We start from the raw sequence: 18182 nt of genomic DNA, 5'->3' as shown, positions 1-18182 counted from the left end.
GCTTCCTGCGTCCCTGCGGCTGCCGGTCCTCGCGGATATCGAAGTCCATGCCACCCCTTGAGCTGGGGTGTTGCAACGACTCCTAGAACCCGAGCGTCCGCCGGGGCCCTGAACTCAACTGCCGTTACGTCAGATGTTGACGCCGAAGTCGCGGGCGATGCCCTCCAGGCCGGAGGCGTAACCCTGGCCGACCGCACGGAACTTCCACTCGGCGCCGTTGCGGTACAGCTCGCCGAAGACCATGGCGGTCTCGGTGGCGGCGTCCTCGCTCAGGTCGTAGCGGGCGATCTCGGCGCCGCCGGCCTGGTTGAGGATGCGGATGTACGCGTTGCGCACCTGGCCGAAGTTCTGCGAGCGGTTGACCGCGTCGTAGATGGAGACGGGGAAGACGATCTTGTCGACGTTGGCCGGGAGGCCCGCCAGGTTGACGTTGATCTGCTCGTCGTCGCCGCCGCCCTCGCCGGTGCGGTTGTCACCGGTGTGCACGATCGTCTGGTCCGGCGTCGACTTGTTGTTGAAGAAGACGAAGTGCGCGTCGGAAGCGACCTTGCCCGCGCCGTCCACACCGATGGCGGAGGCGTCGAGGTCGAAGTCGGTACCCGTGGTCGTACGGACGTCCCAGCCGAGGCCGACGGTGACCGCGGTCAGGCCCGGCGCCTCCTTGGTCAGCGAAACGTTGCCGCCCTTGGACAGGCTTACAGCCATGGAAAGTGCCTTTCCTCGTGTTCCTCGTGGTCCCCGTGACCTTCATCCGTCATAACGCCGGGCGCGACGGCCTGGTTCCATCAAGCAGAAAGCCCCCGAAAGACTGCCCCATGAAAAGAGGGTGACGCGGGGGCAGGGAGGCGGGGAACATGGAAGGCATGTCCGGTCCCCATGTCATCCGCGGCTCCGTCTCGCTGCCCGAGGCCGAGCTCATGTGGCGTTTCTCGCGCTCCTCGGGCCCGGGCGGACAGCACGTCAACACCAGCGACTCGCAGGTGGAGCTCCGCTTCGACCTGGCGGCGACGGACGCGCTGCCGCCGGTGTGGAAGGAGCGCGCCCTGGAGCGCCTCGCCTCCCGGCTGGTCGGCGGTGTGATCACCGTACGGGCGTCGGAGCACCGCTCCCAGTGGCGCAACCGCGAGACGGCGGCGGTCCGCCTCGCCGCCCTGCTGGCCGAGGCGACGGCCCCGCCGCCGAAGCCGCGCCGGCCGACGCGGATCCCTCGCGGCATCAACGAACGGCGGCTGCGGGAGAAGAAGGCCCGCGCGGAGACGAAGCGGGGCCGCTCGGGCCGGGACTGGTAGCCCCGGCCCGCCCCTGCCTCATGGGCTCGCGTCACCCCAGCTGCCGGTAACGCCCCTTGAAGTACGTCAGCGGACTGCCCTCCACGTTCGGCAGCTCCGCGCGCAGCACCCGCCCGATCACCAGCGTGTGGTCGCCGGCCTCGACGCGCTGTTCCGTGGAGCACTCCAGCACCGCCAGCGCCCCGTCGATCAGCGGCGCCCCGCACACCTTGCCGCGCGTGTGCGCGAGGTCCGCGAAGAGGAGACGGTCGCTGATACGGCCCTTCATGGCGAACCGGCCGGCCACCTGCCGCTGGCTCTCCGCGAGCACCGAGACCCCCCACAGCGGCTGCTCCGCCAGCAGGTCGTCCATCCGGGAGCCCTCGCGCAGGCTGACCAGGACCAGCGGGGGGTCCAGCGAGACGGACATGAAGGCCGTCGCGGTCATGCCGACGTCCTCGCCGTAGGGGCCCTCGTCCGGCGAGTGGGCCGTCACCAGCACCACGCCGGCGGCCAGCCGGGACATCGCGGCTCGGAAGTCGTCGTTGCTCACCCCCTCAGGATGGGGGACGGCGGGGACCGGGGCGGGGCTCGTCTGCAACACACCGGCACGCTAACCTCGCCGTTCGCCGTGGAGCATCGGGCCCGGGAACCAGTCGGGCTACGGGGTGGGTCCTAGGACCATGTGTTCAGTTTGCGTTCAGAAAAGAGAGGGAGCGCTCCCGCGCCCCGCACGGCACCCTTCATCACCCCTTGTGACTTGAGTCACAGAGGGCAGTATTTGTTGACCCTGTGTACCGGGTGCACAGCTCGCTGTGATTCAGTGGCGGGGACAGTGCAGCAAGAGTGCCGATGAGAATCCTGGAGTTGCTGTCGAGGTCTCGGGGAGAGCGAGCAATGGAGACCGAGTCGGAGCCGTACGTCCGTCTTGCGACCCTGCGGCAGCTGCATCAGGTCGTCGCCGACCTCAATACAGCCCGCAGCCTGGCGGACACCCTGCAGACCGTCGCCGACGGCGTCGTCGCGGGCCTCAACTACGAGCTGGCCTGCGTCAATCTCGTACGCCCCGACGGTGACCTGGTCGTCGCGGCCTTCGCCGGCAGCCCCGCGGCCGAAGCCCTGATCACCGGCCGGGTCGGCTCCCGCGCCTCCTGGGACCGCCGCCTCTCCATGGGCGAGGCCTGGGGTGACCTGCGGTTCATACCCCACACCGAAGGCTGGGTCCTCGTAGAGGACGACGTCCCTCAATGGCACACCGAAGGCCCCGCCCCGCGCTTCGAGGACGAGTGGCACCCGCAGGACCGGCTCTACGCCCCGATGTACTCCCCCGGCGTTCGCTCCACCCACCCGGGGGGACCCCCGGGCAGCGGCCGGGAGCTGCTCGGCGTGATCTCCGTCGACCGCCCCCGCAACGGCAGGCACCCCGGCCCCTGGGGCCGTGAGGCACTCCAGATGTACGCGTCGCAGTCCGCGATTGCGATCAGCAACGCCCGGCTCAGAGCAAACATGCAGCGTGCCCTCGTCCGGCTCGAACGCGAGCAGCAGGCCCTGCGCGCCAGCGAGGAGTCCTTCCGGCAGGCCTTCGAGTACGCGCCGTCCGGCATGGCCATCGCCGAGATGGGCGGCGACCAGCACGGCCGGCTGCTGCGCACCAACGACGCGCTGTGCCGGCTGCTCGGCCGCCCCTCGTCCGTGATGCGCCGCTACTCCTTCTCCGACCTCGTCCACCCCGAGGACATCGGCACCCTGCTGCGTACGTCCGCCGAGGGCGGCCGGGCCGAGCTGCGGCTGGGGCGGCGCGACGGCACGTACGTCTGGGTCTCGCTGCGGAACTCCGTCGTCGCCGACACCGCCGACGGGCCCCGGTTCCTGCTCACCCACGTCGAGGACATCGAAGAGCGCAAGCGGCACGAGCTCCAGCTCGCCCACCGCGCCTCGCACGACGCGCTCACCGGCCTGCCCAACAGCGCCGAGCTGCGGGCCCGGCTCAGCGCCCGGCTCTGCGAGCGCCCCGCGCTCGGCTCCCGGGACGGCGGCGGGTACGCGGTGCCGACGGCCGCCGGGCACGGGGAGTACGACTACGCGCCCGAGTACCAGCAGCACGGACAGCAGCACGGCGAGTACGAGCAGCAGTACCAGAGCCAGGACCAGGGCCAGAGCCAGGGCGAGTACCAGGAGCAGGGCGAGTACGAGCACAGCTTCCGGGCCGACGGCTTCGACTTCGACCGGGGCGCCGGCGGCCCGTACGACCACCATGTGCACACGGTCGCGCCCTCGGACGAGATCGACGACGGCACGAAGGGGCTGGCCGTCCTCTTCTGCGATCTCGACGGCTTCAAGTCGATCAACGACCGGTTCGGGCACCACACCGGCGACGCCGTGCTGGTCGAGGTCGCGCGCCGGCTCACCACCGGCGTACGCGACGGGGACACCGTCGCCCGGCTCGGGGGTGACGAATTCGTCGTCCTCGCCGACGGCCTCGGTGCCGCCGACGCCGCTGACCTGGCACTTCGCCTGCGCAACGCCATCATTCCGCCGATCCGGGTGGACGGACGGGCCGTCCGGGTGGGGGCGAGCTTCGGCATCGGCTGGGCAGAGTGCGGCATGACCGTCGAAGAGGTCCTGAACTCCGCCGACCAGCGGATGTACATCGAAAAGCGGTCCCGGTCGAAGGTGCACCGCCGGGCGGGGTAGCCTCCAGCCCCGGCCATCAGGCCGGTCAAGGGCCGGGGCCCGGGGTGGCCCGTTCGGGGTAGGCTCGGCCGGTCGGCGACGGCTGGCGAGCATGGATAGGAGTGACCAGGGATGGCTGCCGGTAACAACGGCGCGAGCACGCCCGAGGACGACGATCCGTTCGGCTACCTGTACGCGGACGGACAGGCGACAGGCACACAGTCGCCCCGCCAGGGCGGTGGCTACGGCTACCCCGGTCCGGCCGCGCAGCCCGGCGTGCCCAGAACGTCGTACAACCAGGTCAGGGCGGTCGGCGAGCGCCAGTACGGTCAGGTGCCGCACCAGCAGCAGCCGCAGCAGCCGTACGGCCAGCCGGCGGCGCAGTACGCGGCCCCCGAGACCTACGGCCAGGTCCCGCCCCAGGGCGGCCCCCGCCAGCCCCAGCGCTCCGGCCGCGGCGGCCCCAACACCAAGGGCCTGCTGTTCGGCGCGATCGCGGTCGTGGCGGTCGTGGTGGTCGGCATCACGGTGGCGGTGCTCACCAACGGCGACGAGAAGAAGGAGACGGGCGCCGGTACACCGAGCGGCGGCTCCACTCAGGTCCAGGAATCCCCGAGCCCCGAGCCCTCCAAGGACGAAGACAAGCCGTCGGCGCCGCTGCCCAAGCAGGACGCGGCGACGCTGAAGCTCGGCCCGCCGGCGGCGCTCGCGACCGACATCAAGGGCGCCGAGGGCACCGACGGCGCGTACGTCACCAACTTCAACGCGATCGGCGCCTCCGTCACCTGGAAGGCGAAGGTCGAGGAGAAGGGCAATTACCGGCTCTACGTCCGTTACGCCATTCCGATGGTCGACGCCAACGCCACGTTGACGATCAACGGCAAGGCGAACACCAGCCCCATAGGCCTGAAGAACTTCCGCCACTCCACGGACCCGGCGTGGGAGAACAACTGGCAGACCACGTGGGCGCCGGTCGAGCTGAAGCAGGGCGACAACGAGATCAAGATCTCCTGCGAGCAGGGCAACCAGTGCAACGCCATCCTGGACTGGCTGGAGGTCCGGCCCGACACCGGCGCCTGATCCTGGCCGCCCCGGCCGCCGTCAGCCCCTGACGACGGCCAGGAAGTCCGCCACCGTCCCGGCCATCGCCTCGCGGGCCGGGACGAGGTATTTCCGGGGGTCGACCGTCGAGGGGTGGGCCGTCAGGAAGGCGCGGACCGCGGTGGTGAAGGCCGTGTTCAGGGCCGTGCCGACGTTGATCTTGACCATGCCCGCGGTGATCGCCGCGCGGATCTCCGCGTCCGGGACCCCCGACGAGCCGTGCAGTACCAGCGGCACCGGGACCGCCGTCTTCAGGCGGGCGATCAGGGCGTGGTCCAGGGACGCCGTGCGCTCGGTCATCGCGTGGGAGGAGCCGACGGCCACGGCGAGCGCGTCGACGCCCGTGTCGGCGACGTACGCGGCCGCCTCCGCCGGGTCCGTGCGGACGCCGGGGGCGTGCGCGTCCAGCGGCGGCTCGCCCTCCTTGCCGCCGACCTTCCCCAGCTCCGCCTCGACCCAGATGCCCCGATCGTGGCCCCAGCGCACCGCCTCCGCGGTCGCCTTGACGTTGTCGCCGTAGGGCAGCTTCGACGCGTCGAACATCACCGAGCTGAACCCCTCCGCGTGCGCCTGCCGCAGCAGCCCGACCGAGACGACGTGGTCGAGATGGAGCGCGAGCGGCGCGTCGGAGGCGCGGGCGACGGCGGCGGTCGCGGCCGCGACGGCGGAGAGCCGCCCGCCGTGGAAGCGGACCGCGTTCTCCGAGATCTGGAGCACCGCCGGGGCCCCGGCCCGCTCGGCGCCCGCCGCGATGGCCTCGGCGTGTTCCAGGGTGATCACGTTGAACGCGGCGAGACCCTGCCCCGCGCGCCGCGCCTCACGGACGAGCTGGCCGGTGCTGACGAGTGGCATGTGCGGGCTCCTCTTCTCGTGGGGCGCGTCGCCTCCTCGTGGGCGCGGCCCCGGTCTACGCCGTCGCCACCTGCACCCGGGGCAACAGCTCCTCGTACGCCCCCGCGTCGAACTCGCCCGCCGCCGGGGCCAGCACCGTCGCCGTCGCCAGCGCGACCGCCCGCGCGAGGCGCTGCGGCCACGGCAGGTCCTCGACGAGACCGGACAGCAGACCCGCGACGGCCGAGTCGCCCGCGCCGGTCGGGTTGCCGCGCACCGGCGCGGGCGGCGTGGCCTGCCAGGTGCCGTCGGGGGTGGCGGCCAGCACGCCGGCCGCGCCCAGTGAGGCGGCGACGGCGTGGGCGCCGCGCCGGCGGGCGTCGCGGGTGGCGCGCAGGGGCTCGCGGGCACCGGTGAGCTGGGCGAGTTCGTCGGCGTTGGGCTTGATCAGGTCCGGGCGGGCGGCGATGCCCCGGCGCAGCGGCTCGCCGCTGGTGTCCAGGAGTACGGGTACGTGGGCGGCGCGGGCCCGCCGGATCAGCTCCGCGTACGCGCCGACGTGGATGCCCGGCGGCAGGCTGCCGCAGAGCGCGACCGCGTCGGCCTGGCCGAGCAGCGTCTCGTACGAGGCGAGGAACGCGGCCCACTCGGCGGGGCAGATGTGCGGTCCGGGCTCGTTGAACTGCGTGGTGTCGCCTGTGGCCGTGTCGGCGACGGCGACCGTACGGCGGGTGGTCCCGGCGGTGGGGACGAGTGCGTCGCGTACGGGCAGCGGGGCGAGCAGGGCGCGTAGGACCTCGCCTGTGGGGCCGCCGGCGAAGCCGGTGACGACGGTCTCGTGGCCGAGGGCGGCGAGGACGCGGGCGACGTTGAGGCCTTTGCCGCCGGGGCGTTCGACGACGTCGGTGACCCGGTGGGTGGTGTGGGGCGCGAGCGCGGGGACCCGGTAGGTGAGGTCCAGGGCGGTGTTCAGCGTGACCGTAAGGATCACCGTACGCACCCCCGTGGAAAACGCTTTCTCGCCCCTTGTGCGACCCGATCATGCCAAACGAAAGGCGGTTGGCCCAGACCCTGGACCAACCGCCGCTGCCGTAATTCGCTACGAAATCAGCCCACTTGGGGCTCAACCACCCAAGCGCCGCGCCGCATCACGCCCTTGAGCGTGAAGTCGGCGTCGAGGACGACCAGGTCGGCGTACTTGCCGGGCTCCAGGGAGCCGACCTCGTCGTACAGGCCGAGCAGCTTGGCCGGGTTGGCGGAGATGGCCTGCACGATCGACTCGACCGGCAGCCGGTCGATGGTCGCGGCGCGCCGGAAGGCGGTGTCGAGGGTGAGGGTCGAGCCGGCGATCGAGCCGCCTTCGACGAGCCGGGCGACGCCGTCCTTGACCTCGACCTCCAGCGAGCCGAGGTGGTAGACGCCGTCGCCGAAGCCGGCCGCGTCCATGGCGTCGGTGATGAAGGCGACCCGGGCCGGGCCCGCGCGGTGGAACGCCAGCTCCAGGGCGGCCGGATGCAGATGCGTACCGTCGTTGATCAGCTCGACGGTGACCCGCTCGTCCTCCAGGAGCGCGGCGATGGGGCCGGGGGCGCGGTGGGCGAGGGCGGGCATGGCGTTGTAGAGGTGGGTCGCCACGGTCGCGCCGGCGTCGATGGCCGCCACGGTCTGCTCGTACGTGGCGTCCGTGTGGCCGATGGCGGCGATCACGCCGTGGTCGGCGAGGAGGCGTACGGAGTCGAGGCCGCCGGGGAGTTCGGTGGCGAGGGTGACCATCTTGGCGTGGCCGCGGGCCGCGTCGACGAGCTTGCGGACCTCGGCCGGGTCGGGGTCGCGCAGCAGCGTCTCGTCGTGCGCGCCCTTGCGGCACGGCGAGATGAAGGGGCCCTCGAAGTGGATGCCGGCGATGTCGCCCTGCTCGGCGAGTTCGGAGAGCAGCCCGGCGCGCCGGGTGAGGAAGTCGGTGTCGCCGGTGACGAAGGAGGCGACGACGGTGGTGGTGCCGTGCAGGCGGTGGGTGTGGACGCCGTGCAGGACCTCGTCGACGGTGCCGGAGGTGAAGGAGGCGCCGCCGCCGCCGTGGTTGTGCATGTCGACGAAGCCGGGGACGAGCCAGTGGCCGGACAGGTCGAGCGTTTCCGTGTCGGCGGGGGCGCTGCCCGTGATGCGCTCGCCCTCGACGATCACCCGCCCGCTGTCGACGATCCCGGTCGGCAGCACGACGCGTGCGCCGGCGAGAACTGTGGAAACGGCCATCAGGCGGATACCTCCGAGTCGAGGGAGAGAAGGTCCCAGGCGAGGAGGCCCGCGCCCAGGCATCCGGCGGTGTCCCCGAGGGCCGCCGGTACGACGGCGGGCAGCTTCTGGAACGTGACGCGTTCCTCCACGGCGGCCCTCAGTGGTGTGAACAAGGTTTCCCCTGCCTCGGCGAGACCGCCACCGATGATGAGCGTGCGGGGGTCCAGCAGGGTGAGCGCGGTGACCAGGCCGTCCGCGAGGGCGTCGACGGCCTCCTGCCAGATCTGGGCGGCCCGGGGGTCGCCGGACTCGACGGCCTTGGCGCAGTCGGCGGCGTCCGCGTGCGGGTCACCGGAGGCGGCGGCCCAGGCCTGGGAGACGGCCGAGGCGGAGGCGTACCGCTCCAGGCAGCCGCGCTGGCCGCAGCCGCACTCGGTGCCGCCGGGGCGGACGATGATGTGGCCGATCTCCCCGGCGTAGCCGTGGGCGCCAGCCTCGATGGTGCCGCGGATGCCGATGGCGCCGGCGATGCCGGTGCCGAGGGGGACGAAGAGGAACCGGTCGGCGCCCTGTCCTGCGCCGATCCGGCCCTCGGCGAGACCGCCGGTACGGACGTCGTGCCCGAGGGCGACGGGGACGCCGAGGCGCCGCCCGAGCAGCTTCCGCAGGGGGACGTCGCGCCAGCCCAGGTTGGAGGCGTAGACGGCGACGCCGTTCTCGGCGTCGACGATCCCCGGCACGGCGACCCCGGCGGCGAGGGCGGCCTGTCCGTACCGCTCCAGCCCGTGCGCGCGCAGCTCGTCGGCGAACTCCAGAATCGACCCGACGACCGCCTGGGCCCCCCGCTCCCGCCCGGTGGCCCGCCGCGCCTCATGCAGCAGTGTCCCGTCCGCCCCGACGAGGGCGGCCTTCATGCCGGTGCCGCCCACATCGAGGGCGATGACGTGTCTCACGGAGACAGTCTGGCCCGGACGGCCGCGAAAGGTCTAGTCCACTTCGAGTGATTGTTGCGGCGGCATACAAATTCGGGGTGGCCCGGGGGTGCGGGGCGTACGGGACGGGCAGGGGCGGCCGGGGCCCGGGCGGCCGCCTACGGGACCCTCACGACAGAATCACGCTCCGCGTCAGGTTCCGCGGCCGGTCCGGGTCCAGGCCCGAGGACTCCGCCAGCGTCACCGCTAGGCGCTGCGCGCGGATCAGGTCGGCCAGGGGGTCGGACGGGGACGAGATCAGCGCGCCGCCCACGCGGGCGACGTCGGACGCCAGGCCCGCCGGGGGCTCGCCGAAGACCCAGGCCACCCGCCCCGGGCCGGTGATCGAGATCGGCCCGTGGCGGTACTCCATCGCGGGGTACGACTCCGTCCACGCCCCCGCCGCCTCCCGCATCTTCAGCGCCGCCTCCAGCGCCAGCCCGTACGTCCAGCCCCGCCCCAGGAAGGTCCACTGCTCCGCGCCCACCACCGCCTCCGGCAGCGGCTCCGTCACCGCCAGCTCCGCGTCCCGCGCCGCCTCCGCGACCGGCTTCAAGCCCGCCACCGGCCCAAGCCCCGCCCGCAGAAACGCCAGCGCCGTCGTCGCGAACCGCGTCTGGACCACCGACTCCTCGTCCGCCCAGTCCAGGACGGCCACCGCGTCCGCCGCCTCCATGACCGGGGTCTTCGGGTCGGCGGTCAGGGCGAGCGTCGGGACCTTCCCGCGCAGCGCGGTCAGCAGCTCCAGGACCTCCGTCGTCGTACCCGAGCGGGTGATCGCGACGACCCGGTCGTACGTCCGGCCCACCGGGAACTCCGACGACGCGAAGGCGTCCGTCTCCCCCTGCCCCGCCGCCTCCCGCAGCGCCGCGTACGCGATCGCCATGAACCACGACGTCCCACACCCCGTGACGGCCACCCGCTCACCCGGCCTCGGCAGTCCCTCGAAATCGGCCACGGCCTCGGCCGCTCGGCGCCAACACTCCGGCTGGGTCGCTATCTCCGCTGCGGTACGGGATGCGGTACGGGACATACGTCACGGCTCCTTGGTTCCTGCAGAAAGCAACAGATCGGAACAGAACAGAACTGACAACGTGCCGGGTAGTGCATAGCAGGCGCGCTTCGGCCCGGCAATGCGTCCTCGCCCGGCGATGCGTTGCGGAAGCGATACCCGCGTGGACTAGACCTCATCCGGTGCATGGGAGAATCTCTGGATCCATGATGAGCAGAGGGTGGGACAGGGCTGTGCAGCGCCGCTTCTTGGGAATGACCGCGACGATCCTGGCACTTGGCCTGACGGCAACGTTGTCGGGCTGTGGTGCCGAGGCCGAGGACGGCGACGTCACCCTCAAGCTGGTCGCCGCCGACTACGACCTCAACGGCGGTGACACGACCAAGCGTTACTGGGCCGACCTCGTCGCCGCGTACACGGCCACGCGCCCGGGCGTGAAGGTCGAGGTCCAGGTCGAGTCCTGGAACGACGTGGACCGCAAGGTCGCCGAGATGGTCAAGGCCGGCGACGCCCCGGACATCGCCCAGATCGGTGCGTACGCCGACTACGCCGCCGGCGGCGAGCTCTACACCGCCGACGAGCTGCTCTCCGTACCGGTTCAGGCCAACTTCCTGCGGCCGCTCGCGGCGGCGGGGGAGCAGCGCAACGCGCAGTACGGCATGCCGTTCGCCGCCTCCACCCGGCTGCTCTTCTTCAACCAGGACCTCTTCGACAAGGCCGGAATCGACGGCGGCCCCAAGACCTGGGCGGAGCTCGCCGAGGACGCGGAGAAGCTGAAGAAGAAGGACGTGAAGTACCCCTTCGCGCTGCCGCTCGGCCCGGAGGAGGCGCAGGCGGAGACGATGATGTGGCTGCTCAGCGGCGGCGACGGGTACACCGACGGGGTCGGTCGCTACACCATCGACTCCGAGGAGAACGTCAAGACGTTCGAGTGGCTGCGCAAGAACCTCGTCGGGAAGGGCCTCACCGGCCCGGTCGCCCCCGGCAAGCTCAACCGCAAGGACGCCTTCGCGGCCTTCGCGCGCGGCGAGGTCGGCATGCTCAACGGCCACCCGTCGCTGATGCAGGAGGCGGAGAAGAAGGGCGTGAAGGTCGGCAAGGTCGCGCTGCCGGGCGTGAACGGCAAGGCCAGGTCGGCGATGGGCGTCGCCGACTGGATCATGGGCTTCAAGCAGAAGAACCACCGCAAGGAGATCGGTGAGTTCCTCAACTTCGTCTTCAGCGACAAGAACGTCCTGAAGTTCGCGGGGGACAACGATCTGCTGCCGGTGACGGTGAGCGCGAACACCGTGATGCGGCAGGACCCGCAGCACGCGAACCTGCAGGCGTTCCTGACCGAGCTGCCGTCGTCGGAGCTGCCGCCGGTCGGCAAGACGTCCTGGGCGAAGGTGAGCGAGAACATCAAGCAGAACATCGGCAAGGCGGTGGAGCCGGGGCCGGCGGCGTCGGGTGTGCTGGGCCAGATAGGCCGTGAGGCGACGGCGGCGGAGAACGCGGAATAAGTTGGGTCGTATGACCGCGAGCACGCCGCAGGACCCGGCCGCCCCCGAGCCCACGGGGCCCGAGCCCGCAGCCCCGGCCGCGCCCGGGCCCGCCGGGTCCGAGCCCGAGGGGCCCGCCGACCCTGCGGCCTCCGAGCCGGCGAGGCCTGAGCCCACCGGGGACGCCGCCCGCAGCGTCTCCGGCCCCAGCGCCTCCACCCCCCGCGGCCTTCGCGAGCGTGAGCTCGCCGTGCTGGCCTTCGAGCGACGGTCCTGGCCCGGGCCCGGCGCGAAGGAGCGGGCGGTGCGGGAGCAGCTCGGGCTGTCGCCGGTGCGCTACTACCAGCTCCTGAACGCGCTCCTCGACGATCCCCGCGCCCTCGCGCACGACCCCGTCACCGTCAACCGGCTCCGGCGGATCCGCGCGGCACACCAAGAGCGCCGATGAGCCTGGCTCATTCCGTGGCCGACCCCCGCCCAGGTCGTTAGGGTCGACGCATGGGCAGCCTTCCGCATCCCACGACCCCCGCCGGCCGCGACGGACTCGCCGCGCTGCTGGCCCACCCCGAGCGGGCCGTCGTCGGTCTCGACTTCGACGGCACGCTCGCCGAGATCGTCCCCGACCCCGAACAGGCCCGCGCCCACCCCGGCGCGGTCCCGGCGCTGGCCGCGCTCGCCCCCCACGTGGCGTCGGTGGCCGTGGTGACCGGGCGGCCCGCCGGGGTCGCGGTCCGCTACGGCGGCTTCGCCGGGGTCCCCGGCCTGGAGCACCTTGTCGTCCTCGGCCATTACGGCGCGGAGCGCTGGGACGCCGTCACGGGCACGGTGAAGGCGGCGGCGCCGCACCCCGGTGTGGCGGCCGTACGGGCCGAACTGCCGGGCGCCCTGGACCGGTTCGGGGCGTGGCGGGGCACCTGGATCGAGGAGAAGGGCCGCGCGGTCGCGGTCCACACCCGCCGCGCCGACGACCCCCAGGCCGCCTTCGACGCCCTGAAGGGCCCCCTCGGCGACCTCGCCGCCCGCCACGGCCTCGTCCTCGAACCGGGCCGCATGGTCCTTGAACTCCGCCCGCCGGGCATGGACAAGGGCGTGGCCCTGGAGGAGTACGTCCGGGAGACGGGCGCCGGGGCCGTGCTGTACGCGGGCGACGACCTGGGCGACCTGGCGGCCTTCGCGGCGGTCGAAAAACTCCGCTCGGACGGCATCCCGGGCCTCCTGGTCTGCAGCGGCTCCACAGAGGTCCCCGAACTCGCCACCCGCGCCGACTTCCTCGTCCCCGGCCCCTCCTCAGTCGTCGCCTTCCTCGCGACCCTCGCCCACACGCTCTCGCCGACGGACGAGGCCGACCAGCCCGACTAGAGCGCGGCGGGCCGCCGGGGGACTACCCCAGCTCCCCCAACGCCTCCAGCTGCGACACGAACCACCGCTGCGGCGGCAGCGCCGTCGCCGCCGCGGCGAGCCGCTTCGTGCGTTCCGCGCGGTCGCCGTCCGGGAGGGAGAGGGCCTCGTGGAGGGCCTCCGCCGTGGCCACCACGTCGTACGGGTTCACCCCGATCGCGTCCTCGCCCAGTTCCTCGTACGCGCCCGCCTCCCGGGACAGGACCAGGGCCACGCCCCGGTCCGTCACGACCGGGACCTCCTTCGCGACGAGGTTCATGCCGTCGCGGATCGGGTTGACCAGCGCCACGTCCGCCAGGCGGTACGCGGCCAGGGAGCGGGCGAAGTCGTCCTTCACGTGGAGGAGGACCGGGGTCCAGTCCGGGGTGCCGTACTCCTCGTTGATCTCCGCGGCGACCCGCGAGACCTCCTCCGTGTAGTCGCGGTACACCTTCAGGTCCTGCCGGGAGGGGTACGCGAAGGCGACGTGGACCACTCGGCCCCGCCACTGCGGGTGCTCCTCCAGCAGCGTGCGGTACGCCCGCAGGCCCCGCACGATGTTCTTCGACAGCTCCGTGCGGTCCACCCGGATGATCACCTTGCGGCCGGGGCCGATCTGCTCCCGCAGCGTCGCCAGCCGCTCCTCCACGTCCGGCCGGTGGGCGCGCTCGCGCAGGAAGTCCGCGTCCGCGCCGAGGCCGTGCACCCCCAGCTCCGTACCGCCCGTGCCGCCGACGACCGCCTCGCAGCACGCGGCGAACGCGTCCGCCCACCGCCGGGTCAGGAAGCCGAGACGGTCCGCGCCCAGCATCCCCCGCAGCAGCTGCTCGGCGATGTCGTCGGGCAGCATCCGGAAGTACTCCGCCGGGGCCCACGGCGTGTGCGAGAAGTGGCCGATCCGCAGGTCCGGGCGCAGGTCCCGGAGTAGCCCCGGCACCAGCGCCAGGTGGTAGTCCTGCACCAGCACCGACGCGCCGTCCGCCGCCTCCGCCGCGAGCGCCTCCGCGAAGGCGCGGTTGTACGCCTCGTACGCCGCCCACTGCCGGCGGAACTCCACGTCGAAGACCGGCTCCAGCGGGGTCTGGTACAGCATGTGGTGGACGAACCACAGCACCGAGTTCGCGATGCCGTTGTAGGCCGCGGCGAAGACGTCCGGGTCGATGCCCAGCATTCGGACACCCGGCTCGGACACCCCGCGCCGGACCGCCTCCCGGTCCCCCTCGCCGAGCGCCGCGCACACCCACACGCTGTCCTCGGCCGAGACTGCGCTCAGGCCGGAGACGAGACCGCCTCCGCCCCGGCGCGCTTCGAGGGTGCCGTCGTCGTGCGGCACATACGAGACCGGGCCGCGGTTGGACGCGACGAGTACCTGGGCGATGCGCTCTGAGGCCATGGAACCGAACCTAGCCCGCTCGGGAAACGCTCAAACGTACGCATGACCGGAACCGGTCGGCTTGACCAGGTCCGGTGCCACTCCTCAATCGTGCCGCCGCGTCCGGAGCGCCGCCAGAGCGACCACCCCGATCGCCGCCAGGGTCAGCACGACCCCGCCCAGCAGCCACAGCGCCTCGACACTCCAACCCGTATCCATACCCATGCCAAGAAATGTAGGCAAAACGCATGATCGTTACGGGTTACGCCACGCTGCGACGCCGATACTCCGCGATCTCGATCATCGGAGGCCGCTCCTGCGTGTCCACCTCGTACGTCCGCGGGACGAAACCGTCCTCGCCCCGCTCGAACTGCGTCAGCCGCGGCCGCACCAGATGCCCCCGCGACAGCCGCAGCTGCGCCGTGCGGTAGATCGCCGCCGCCATCCGCCCCAGCGCCTGCCCGCCCTGGTGCCGGTGCTTGCGCACCCCCACATCCACCTGCGCCAACGCGTCCAGCCCCACCGTGTGCAACGCGTCCACCAGCAGACCCAGCTCCACCCCGTACCCCACCGGGAACGGCAGCCGCTCAAGCAGCGAGCGCCGCGCCGCGTACTCCCCGCCCAGCGGCTGCACGAAGCCGGCCAGCTGCGGCCAGTGCAGATTGAGCAGCGGCCGGGCCACCAGCTCGGTCACCCGCCCGCCCTGACCAGGGGTCTTGCCGGAGGCGAGCCCATCGAATTCAGTACCGAGCGGACGGTCGTACATCGCCTTCACGAAGTCCACGTCCGGGTCGGTGAGCAGCGGGCCCACGATCCCCGAGACGAAGTCCGCCGAGAAATCCCTGAGATCCGCGTCCACGAAACAGACGACGTCCCCGCTGGTCGCCATCAGCGACCGCCACAGCACCTCGCCCTTGCCCGGCACGGCGGGTATGCGGGGGAGTATCGCGTCACGCGCCACCACCCGCGCCCCGGCGGCCGCCGCGACCTCGGCCGTACGGTCCGTGGAGCCCGAGTCGACCACCACCAGCTCGTCCACGAGCGGCACGGCCGGCGACATCAGCTCACGCCGGATCACGGCCACGATGTCCCCGACCGTCGCCTCCTCGTTCAGCGCAGGCAGGACGACACTGACCGTCGTGGCGCGCTTCGCCGCCAGGATCCGGTCGAGCGGACGGTCGGCCACCGACCAGGACCGCCGACCGAGCCAGCGCTCCACCTCTTCCAGCAACGTGATCTCCATCTCGCGGATCGGACGACCGTCTCAGCCGCCCGGGGGTTCGGTTACAGTCTTGAACAACGCGGACGGCCGTCGCATGTCGGGGTCCCCGCGCCACACAACCGAATACCGCTCATCCAGAGGGGCAGAGGGAAACGGCCCGTTGAAGCCCCGGCAACCCTCCAGTCGGTCTCGTCGCGCGACACAACGCGCCAGCGAGGCTCCCGGCTAGGGAAGGTGCCAAATCCGTCTCACGACGACGTTCGTCATGAGAAAGATGAGGAGAAAGGGCCTCGCCTCCATGGCTGTACAGACTGTTTCCGCCACCCAGACCGTCGATCTCGGTCCCGCTTCCGGCCTCTCCTGTCGGGAATGCGGCGAGCAGTTCCCACTCGGTCCCATCTTCGCCTGCGAGCTGTGTTTCGGCCCGCTCGAAGTCTCCTACGCCCTCCCCCTCGGCGACCCCGAAGGCCTCCGCAAGCGCATCGAGGCCGGTCCCGACAACATCTGGCGCTACGCCCCCCTGCTGCCCGTCCCCGCCGACGTCGCGCAGAAGCCGAACCTGAACCCCGGCTGGACCAAGCTCGTCCAGGCCGACAACCTCGCCCGCGAACTGGGCATCGAGCCGGGCAAGCTCTTCGTCAAGGACGACTCCGGCAACCCCACGCACTCCTTCAAGGACCGCGTCGTCGCCCAGGCCCTCGAGGCCGCCCGCGCCTTCGGCTTCACCACCCTCTCCTGCTCCTCCACCGGCAACCTCGCCGGCGCGGTCGGCGCCGCCGCCGCCCGGGCCGGCTTCCGCTCCTGCGTGTTCATCCCGCACGACCTGGAGCAGGGCAAGGTCGTCATGGCCGCCGTCTACGGCGGCGAGCTCGTCGGCATCGAGGGCAACTACGACGACGTGAACCGCTTCTGCTCCGAGCTCATCGGCGACCCGGCCGGCGAGGGCTGGGGCTTCGTCAACGTCAACCTGCGCCCGTACTACGGCGAGGGCTCCAAGACGCTCGCGTACGAGATCTGCGAGCAGCTCGGCTGGCGGCTCCCGGACCAGATCGTCATCCCGATCGCCTCCGGCTCCCAGCTCACCAAGATCGACAAGGGGCTCCAGGAGCTCATCAAGCTGGGCCTGGTCGAGGACAAGCCGTACAAGATCTTCGGCGCCCAGGCGGAGGGCTGCTCGCCGGTGTCGGTCGCCTTCAAGGCCGGCCACGACGTCGTACGGCCCCAGAAGCCGGACACCATCGCCAAGTCCCTGGCGATCGGCAACCCGGCGGACGGCCCGTACGTCCTGGACATCTGCCGCCGCACGGGCGGCGCCGTCGAGGACGTGACCGACGAGCAGATCGTGGCCGCGATCAAGCTGCTGGCCCGCACCGAAGGCATCTTCACCGAGACCGCGGGCGGCACCACCCTCGGCGTCGCGCAGAAGCTGATCGAGTCCGGGGCCATCGACCCGTCCCTGACCACGGTGGTCGTCAACACGGGTGACGGCCTCAAGACCCTCGACGCGGTGGCCCCGACGACGGGTATGACCGCTGTCATCCGCCCCAACCTGGACTCTTTCCGAGAGGCTGGCCTCGCATGAGCGTCAACGTCCGCATCCCCACCATCCTCCGTACGTACACCGGCGGCCAGGCCGAGGTCCCGGCCGAGGGCGCGACCCTGGCCGAGGTCATCGCGGACCTGGAGAAGAACCACACCGGCATCGCCGCCCGCGTCCTCGACGACCAGGGCAAGCTGCGCCGCTTCGTGAACGTGTACGTCAACGACGACGACGTCCGCTTCGAGCAGGGCCTTGAGACCGCGACGCCGGACGGCGCCGGCGTGTCGATCATCCCCGCGGTCGCCGGCGGCTGCTGAACGACCCGATTTACGGAATTGCCCCCTCCACCGGAAGTGGAGGGGGCAATTCTGCATGGTTGAACGCGGTAGAGTTGGGGAAGTCCCCTCCGCTGCTTGTGCCAGCCGCATATGAGAATGCGCTCGCACGCGATAAGAAGCAGCCAAAGTGTTCGATCGTTCTGCGCCATATGCGCCCTTTGCCTGGCCCGACTTGCCCCGTAAGTCAGTGAATTCTCCTGAATTCGCCGTTCGGCCACGCTCAGATTTCTCGTCCGATTGACCTGTTGCAGACGGCAGTTGGGCAGATACATTCAGCCGCGGTCGACGCGTTCGAGCCCACTCCTGTCGGTGGGCGAGGTCTGACCCGGGTCCGCGAAGTGCGGTCCTGCGCAAGGGCCAGTAATAGGGGAGTTAGGCATGGCTCAGGGCACCGTCAAGTGGTTCAACGCGGAGAAGGGGTACGGCTTCATCGCGGTCGACGGTGGTGCGGATGTTTTCGTCCACTACAGCGCGATCCAGATGGACGGGTACCGCACCCTTGAAGAGGGTCAGCGAGTCGAGTTCGAGATCTCGCAGGGCCAGAAGGGTCCGCAGGCTGACATGGTCAAGCTCGCCGTCTGAGCGCGGCGCGATTCGGCCACGGCACACTCACGCCGAGGGGCTCGTATCCCGGGGGACACCCAGGGGGGTACGGGCCCCTCGCGCGTTCCCGGACGCCCGACGGGAACACGCCCGCGGCCCCTCCCGATCCTTGGTAGGCGCTTGCACTCTCCTATGCCGAGTGCTAATCATTGGCGTTA

The 18182-nt window shown here is 71.6% G+C and carries 18 protein-coding genes and 1 riboswitch; of the genes, 9 read left to right on the top strand and 9 right to left on the bottom strand.

Translation table 11 applies throughout. The annotated features are described in order from the left end of the window. Positions 1-129 precede the first annotated feature (129 nt). The gene (locus tag ACZ7LT_RS25135) at positions 130-705 is read right to left on the bottom strand and encodes a TerD family protein (protein WP_019887429.1); all 576 of its coding nucleotides are present in this window, start codon (positions 703-705) and stop codon (positions 130-132) included. A 149-nt stretch (positions 706-854) separates the two neighbouring features. Between ACZ7LT_RS25135 and arfB the strand changes: the two genes are divergently transcribed. Beyond that, entirely contained in the window at positions 855-1289 is a 435-nt protein-coding gene (arfB, locus tag ACZ7LT_RS25130; protein ID WP_471238347.1) for an alternative ribosome rescue aminoacyl-tRNA hydrolase ArfB, read from the top strand. 31 nt (positions 1290-1320) lie between these two features. Here arfB and ACZ7LT_RS25125 read toward each other — a convergent pair whose 3' ends face one another. Next, positions 1321-1872: a flavin reductase family protein gene (locus ACZ7LT_RS25125; protein WP_471238346.1), complete on the bottom strand. Its 552-nt coding sequence runs from the start codon at positions 1870-1872 to the stop codon at positions 1321-1323. 293 nt (positions 1873-2165) lie between these two features. Here ACZ7LT_RS25125 and cdgB point away from each other — a divergent pair, with 293 nt between their 5' ends. Next, complete coding sequence (gene cdgB, locus ACZ7LT_RS25120; protein WP_471238345.1) at positions 2166-3962, top strand: diguanylate cyclase CdgB; 1797 nt, start codon at positions 2166-2168, stop codon at positions 3960-3962. A 111-nt stretch (positions 3963-4073) separates the two neighbouring features. Beyond that, complete coding sequence (locus ACZ7LT_RS25115) at positions 4074-5021, top strand: CBM35 domain-containing protein (protein ID WP_471238344.1); 948 nt, start codon at positions 4074-4076, stop codon at positions 5019-5021. Positions 5022-5042: 21 nt separating this feature from the next. On the opposite strand, the gene ACZ7LT_RS25110 is transcribed toward ACZ7LT_RS25115, so the two are convergent. The 5 genes from ACZ7LT_RS25110 to ACZ7LT_RS25090 form a co-directional block, all read right to left on the bottom strand. Beyond that, entirely contained in the window at positions 5043-5894 is an 852-nt protein-coding gene (locus ACZ7LT_RS25110; RefSeq protein WP_471238343.1) for a class II fructose-bisphosphate aldolase, read from the bottom strand. Between the two features lie 55 nt (positions 5895-5949). Beyond that, complete coding sequence (locus tag ACZ7LT_RS25105) at positions 5950-6864, bottom strand: 1-phosphofructokinase family hexose kinase (protein ID WP_471238342.1); 915 nt, start codon at positions 6862-6864, stop codon at positions 5950-5952. Between the two features lie 116 nt (positions 6865-6980). Further along, positions 6981-8126 (bottom strand): N-acetylglucosamine-6-phosphate deacetylase, encoded by a 1146-nt coding sequence (nagA, locus tag ACZ7LT_RS25100; protein ID WP_471238341.1) that lies wholly within the window; start codon positions 8124-8126, stop codon positions 6981-6983. Next, positions 8126-9061, bottom strand: coding sequence for an ROK family protein (locus ACZ7LT_RS25095; protein WP_471238340.1), 936 nt, complete (start codon positions 9059-9061; stop codon positions 8126-8128). Before ACZ7LT_RS25095 ends, nagA begins: the two co-directional genes overlap by 1 nt. A gap of 148 nt (positions 9062-9209) precedes the next feature. After that, on the bottom strand, positions 9210-10112 hold the full coding sequence (locus tag ACZ7LT_RS25090; RefSeq protein WP_471238339.1) for an SIS domain-containing protein: 903 nt from the start codon (positions 10110-10112) through the stop codon (positions 9210-9212). Positions 10113-10345: 233 nt separating this feature from the next. Here ACZ7LT_RS25090 and ACZ7LT_RS25085 point away from each other — a divergent pair, with 233 nt between their 5' ends. The 3 genes from ACZ7LT_RS25085 to otsB are packed head-to-tail and all read left to right on the top strand — an operon-like array spanning position 10346 to position 12931. Beyond that, the gene (locus ACZ7LT_RS25085) at positions 10346-11593 is read left to right on the top strand and encodes an ABC transporter substrate-binding protein (RefSeq protein WP_471238338.1); all 1248 of its coding nucleotides are present in this window, start codon (positions 10346-10348) and stop codon (positions 11591-11593) included. A gap of 10 nt (positions 11594-11603) precedes the next feature. After that, a complete protein-coding gene (locus tag ACZ7LT_RS25080; RefSeq protein ID WP_471238337.1) occupies positions 11604-12020 on the top strand; it encodes a DUF3263 domain-containing protein in 417 nt (138 codons plus the stop codon). A gap of 50 nt (positions 12021-12070) precedes the next feature. Then, complete coding sequence (gene otsB, locus ACZ7LT_RS25075; protein ID WP_471238336.1) at positions 12071-12931, top strand: trehalose-phosphatase; 861 nt, start codon at positions 12071-12073, stop codon at positions 12929-12931. Positions 12932-12953: 22 nt separating this feature from the next. Here otsB and ACZ7LT_RS25070 read toward each other — a convergent pair whose 3' ends face one another. Continuing rightward, the gene (locus ACZ7LT_RS25070; protein WP_471238335.1) at positions 12954-14342 is read right to left on the bottom strand and encodes an alpha,alpha-trehalose-phosphate synthase (UDP-forming); all 1389 of its coding nucleotides are present in this window, start codon (positions 14340-14342) and stop codon (positions 12954-12956) included. Positions 14343-14583: 241 nt separating this feature from the next. Then, positions 14584-15552: a glucosyl-3-phosphoglycerate synthase gene (locus tag ACZ7LT_RS25065; protein WP_471238361.1), complete on the bottom strand. Its 969-nt coding sequence runs from the start codon at positions 15550-15552 to the stop codon at positions 14584-14586. Positions 15553-15670: 118 nt separating this feature from the next. Further along, a riboswitch (SAM riboswitch) is annotated at positions 15671-15824 on the top strand. Here ACZ7LT_RS25065 and thrC point away from each other — a divergent pair. From thrC to ACZ7LT_RS25050, 3 genes are all read left to right on the top strand, one after another. Then, complete coding sequence (thrC, locus tag ACZ7LT_RS25060) at positions 15809-17125, top strand: threonine synthase (RefSeq protein ID WP_471238334.1); 1317 nt, start codon at positions 15809-15811, stop codon at positions 17123-17125. It overlaps the preceding riboswitch by 16 nt. Next, positions 17122-17400 carry a MoaD/ThiS family protein gene (locus tag ACZ7LT_RS25055; protein ID WP_423628885.1) on the top strand — a complete coding sequence of 93 codons (279 nt, stop codon included), beginning with the start codon at positions 17122-17124 and terminating at the stop codon, positions 17398-17400. Before thrC ends, ACZ7LT_RS25055 begins: the two co-directional genes overlap by 4 nt. A 399-nt stretch (positions 17401-17799) precedes the next feature. After that, positions 17800-18003: a cold-shock protein gene (locus ACZ7LT_RS25050; protein ID WP_005315736.1), complete on the top strand. Its 204-nt coding sequence runs from the start codon at positions 17800-17802 to the stop codon at positions 18001-18003. Positions 18004-18182: the final 179 nt, after the last annotated feature.

The sequence above is a fragment of the Streptomyces sp. NPDC039465 genome, from assembly GCF_055639315.1.
The sequence above is the reverse complement of the archived record's forward strand: the minus strand, read 5'-3'. Positions and strand labels throughout refer to the sequence as shown.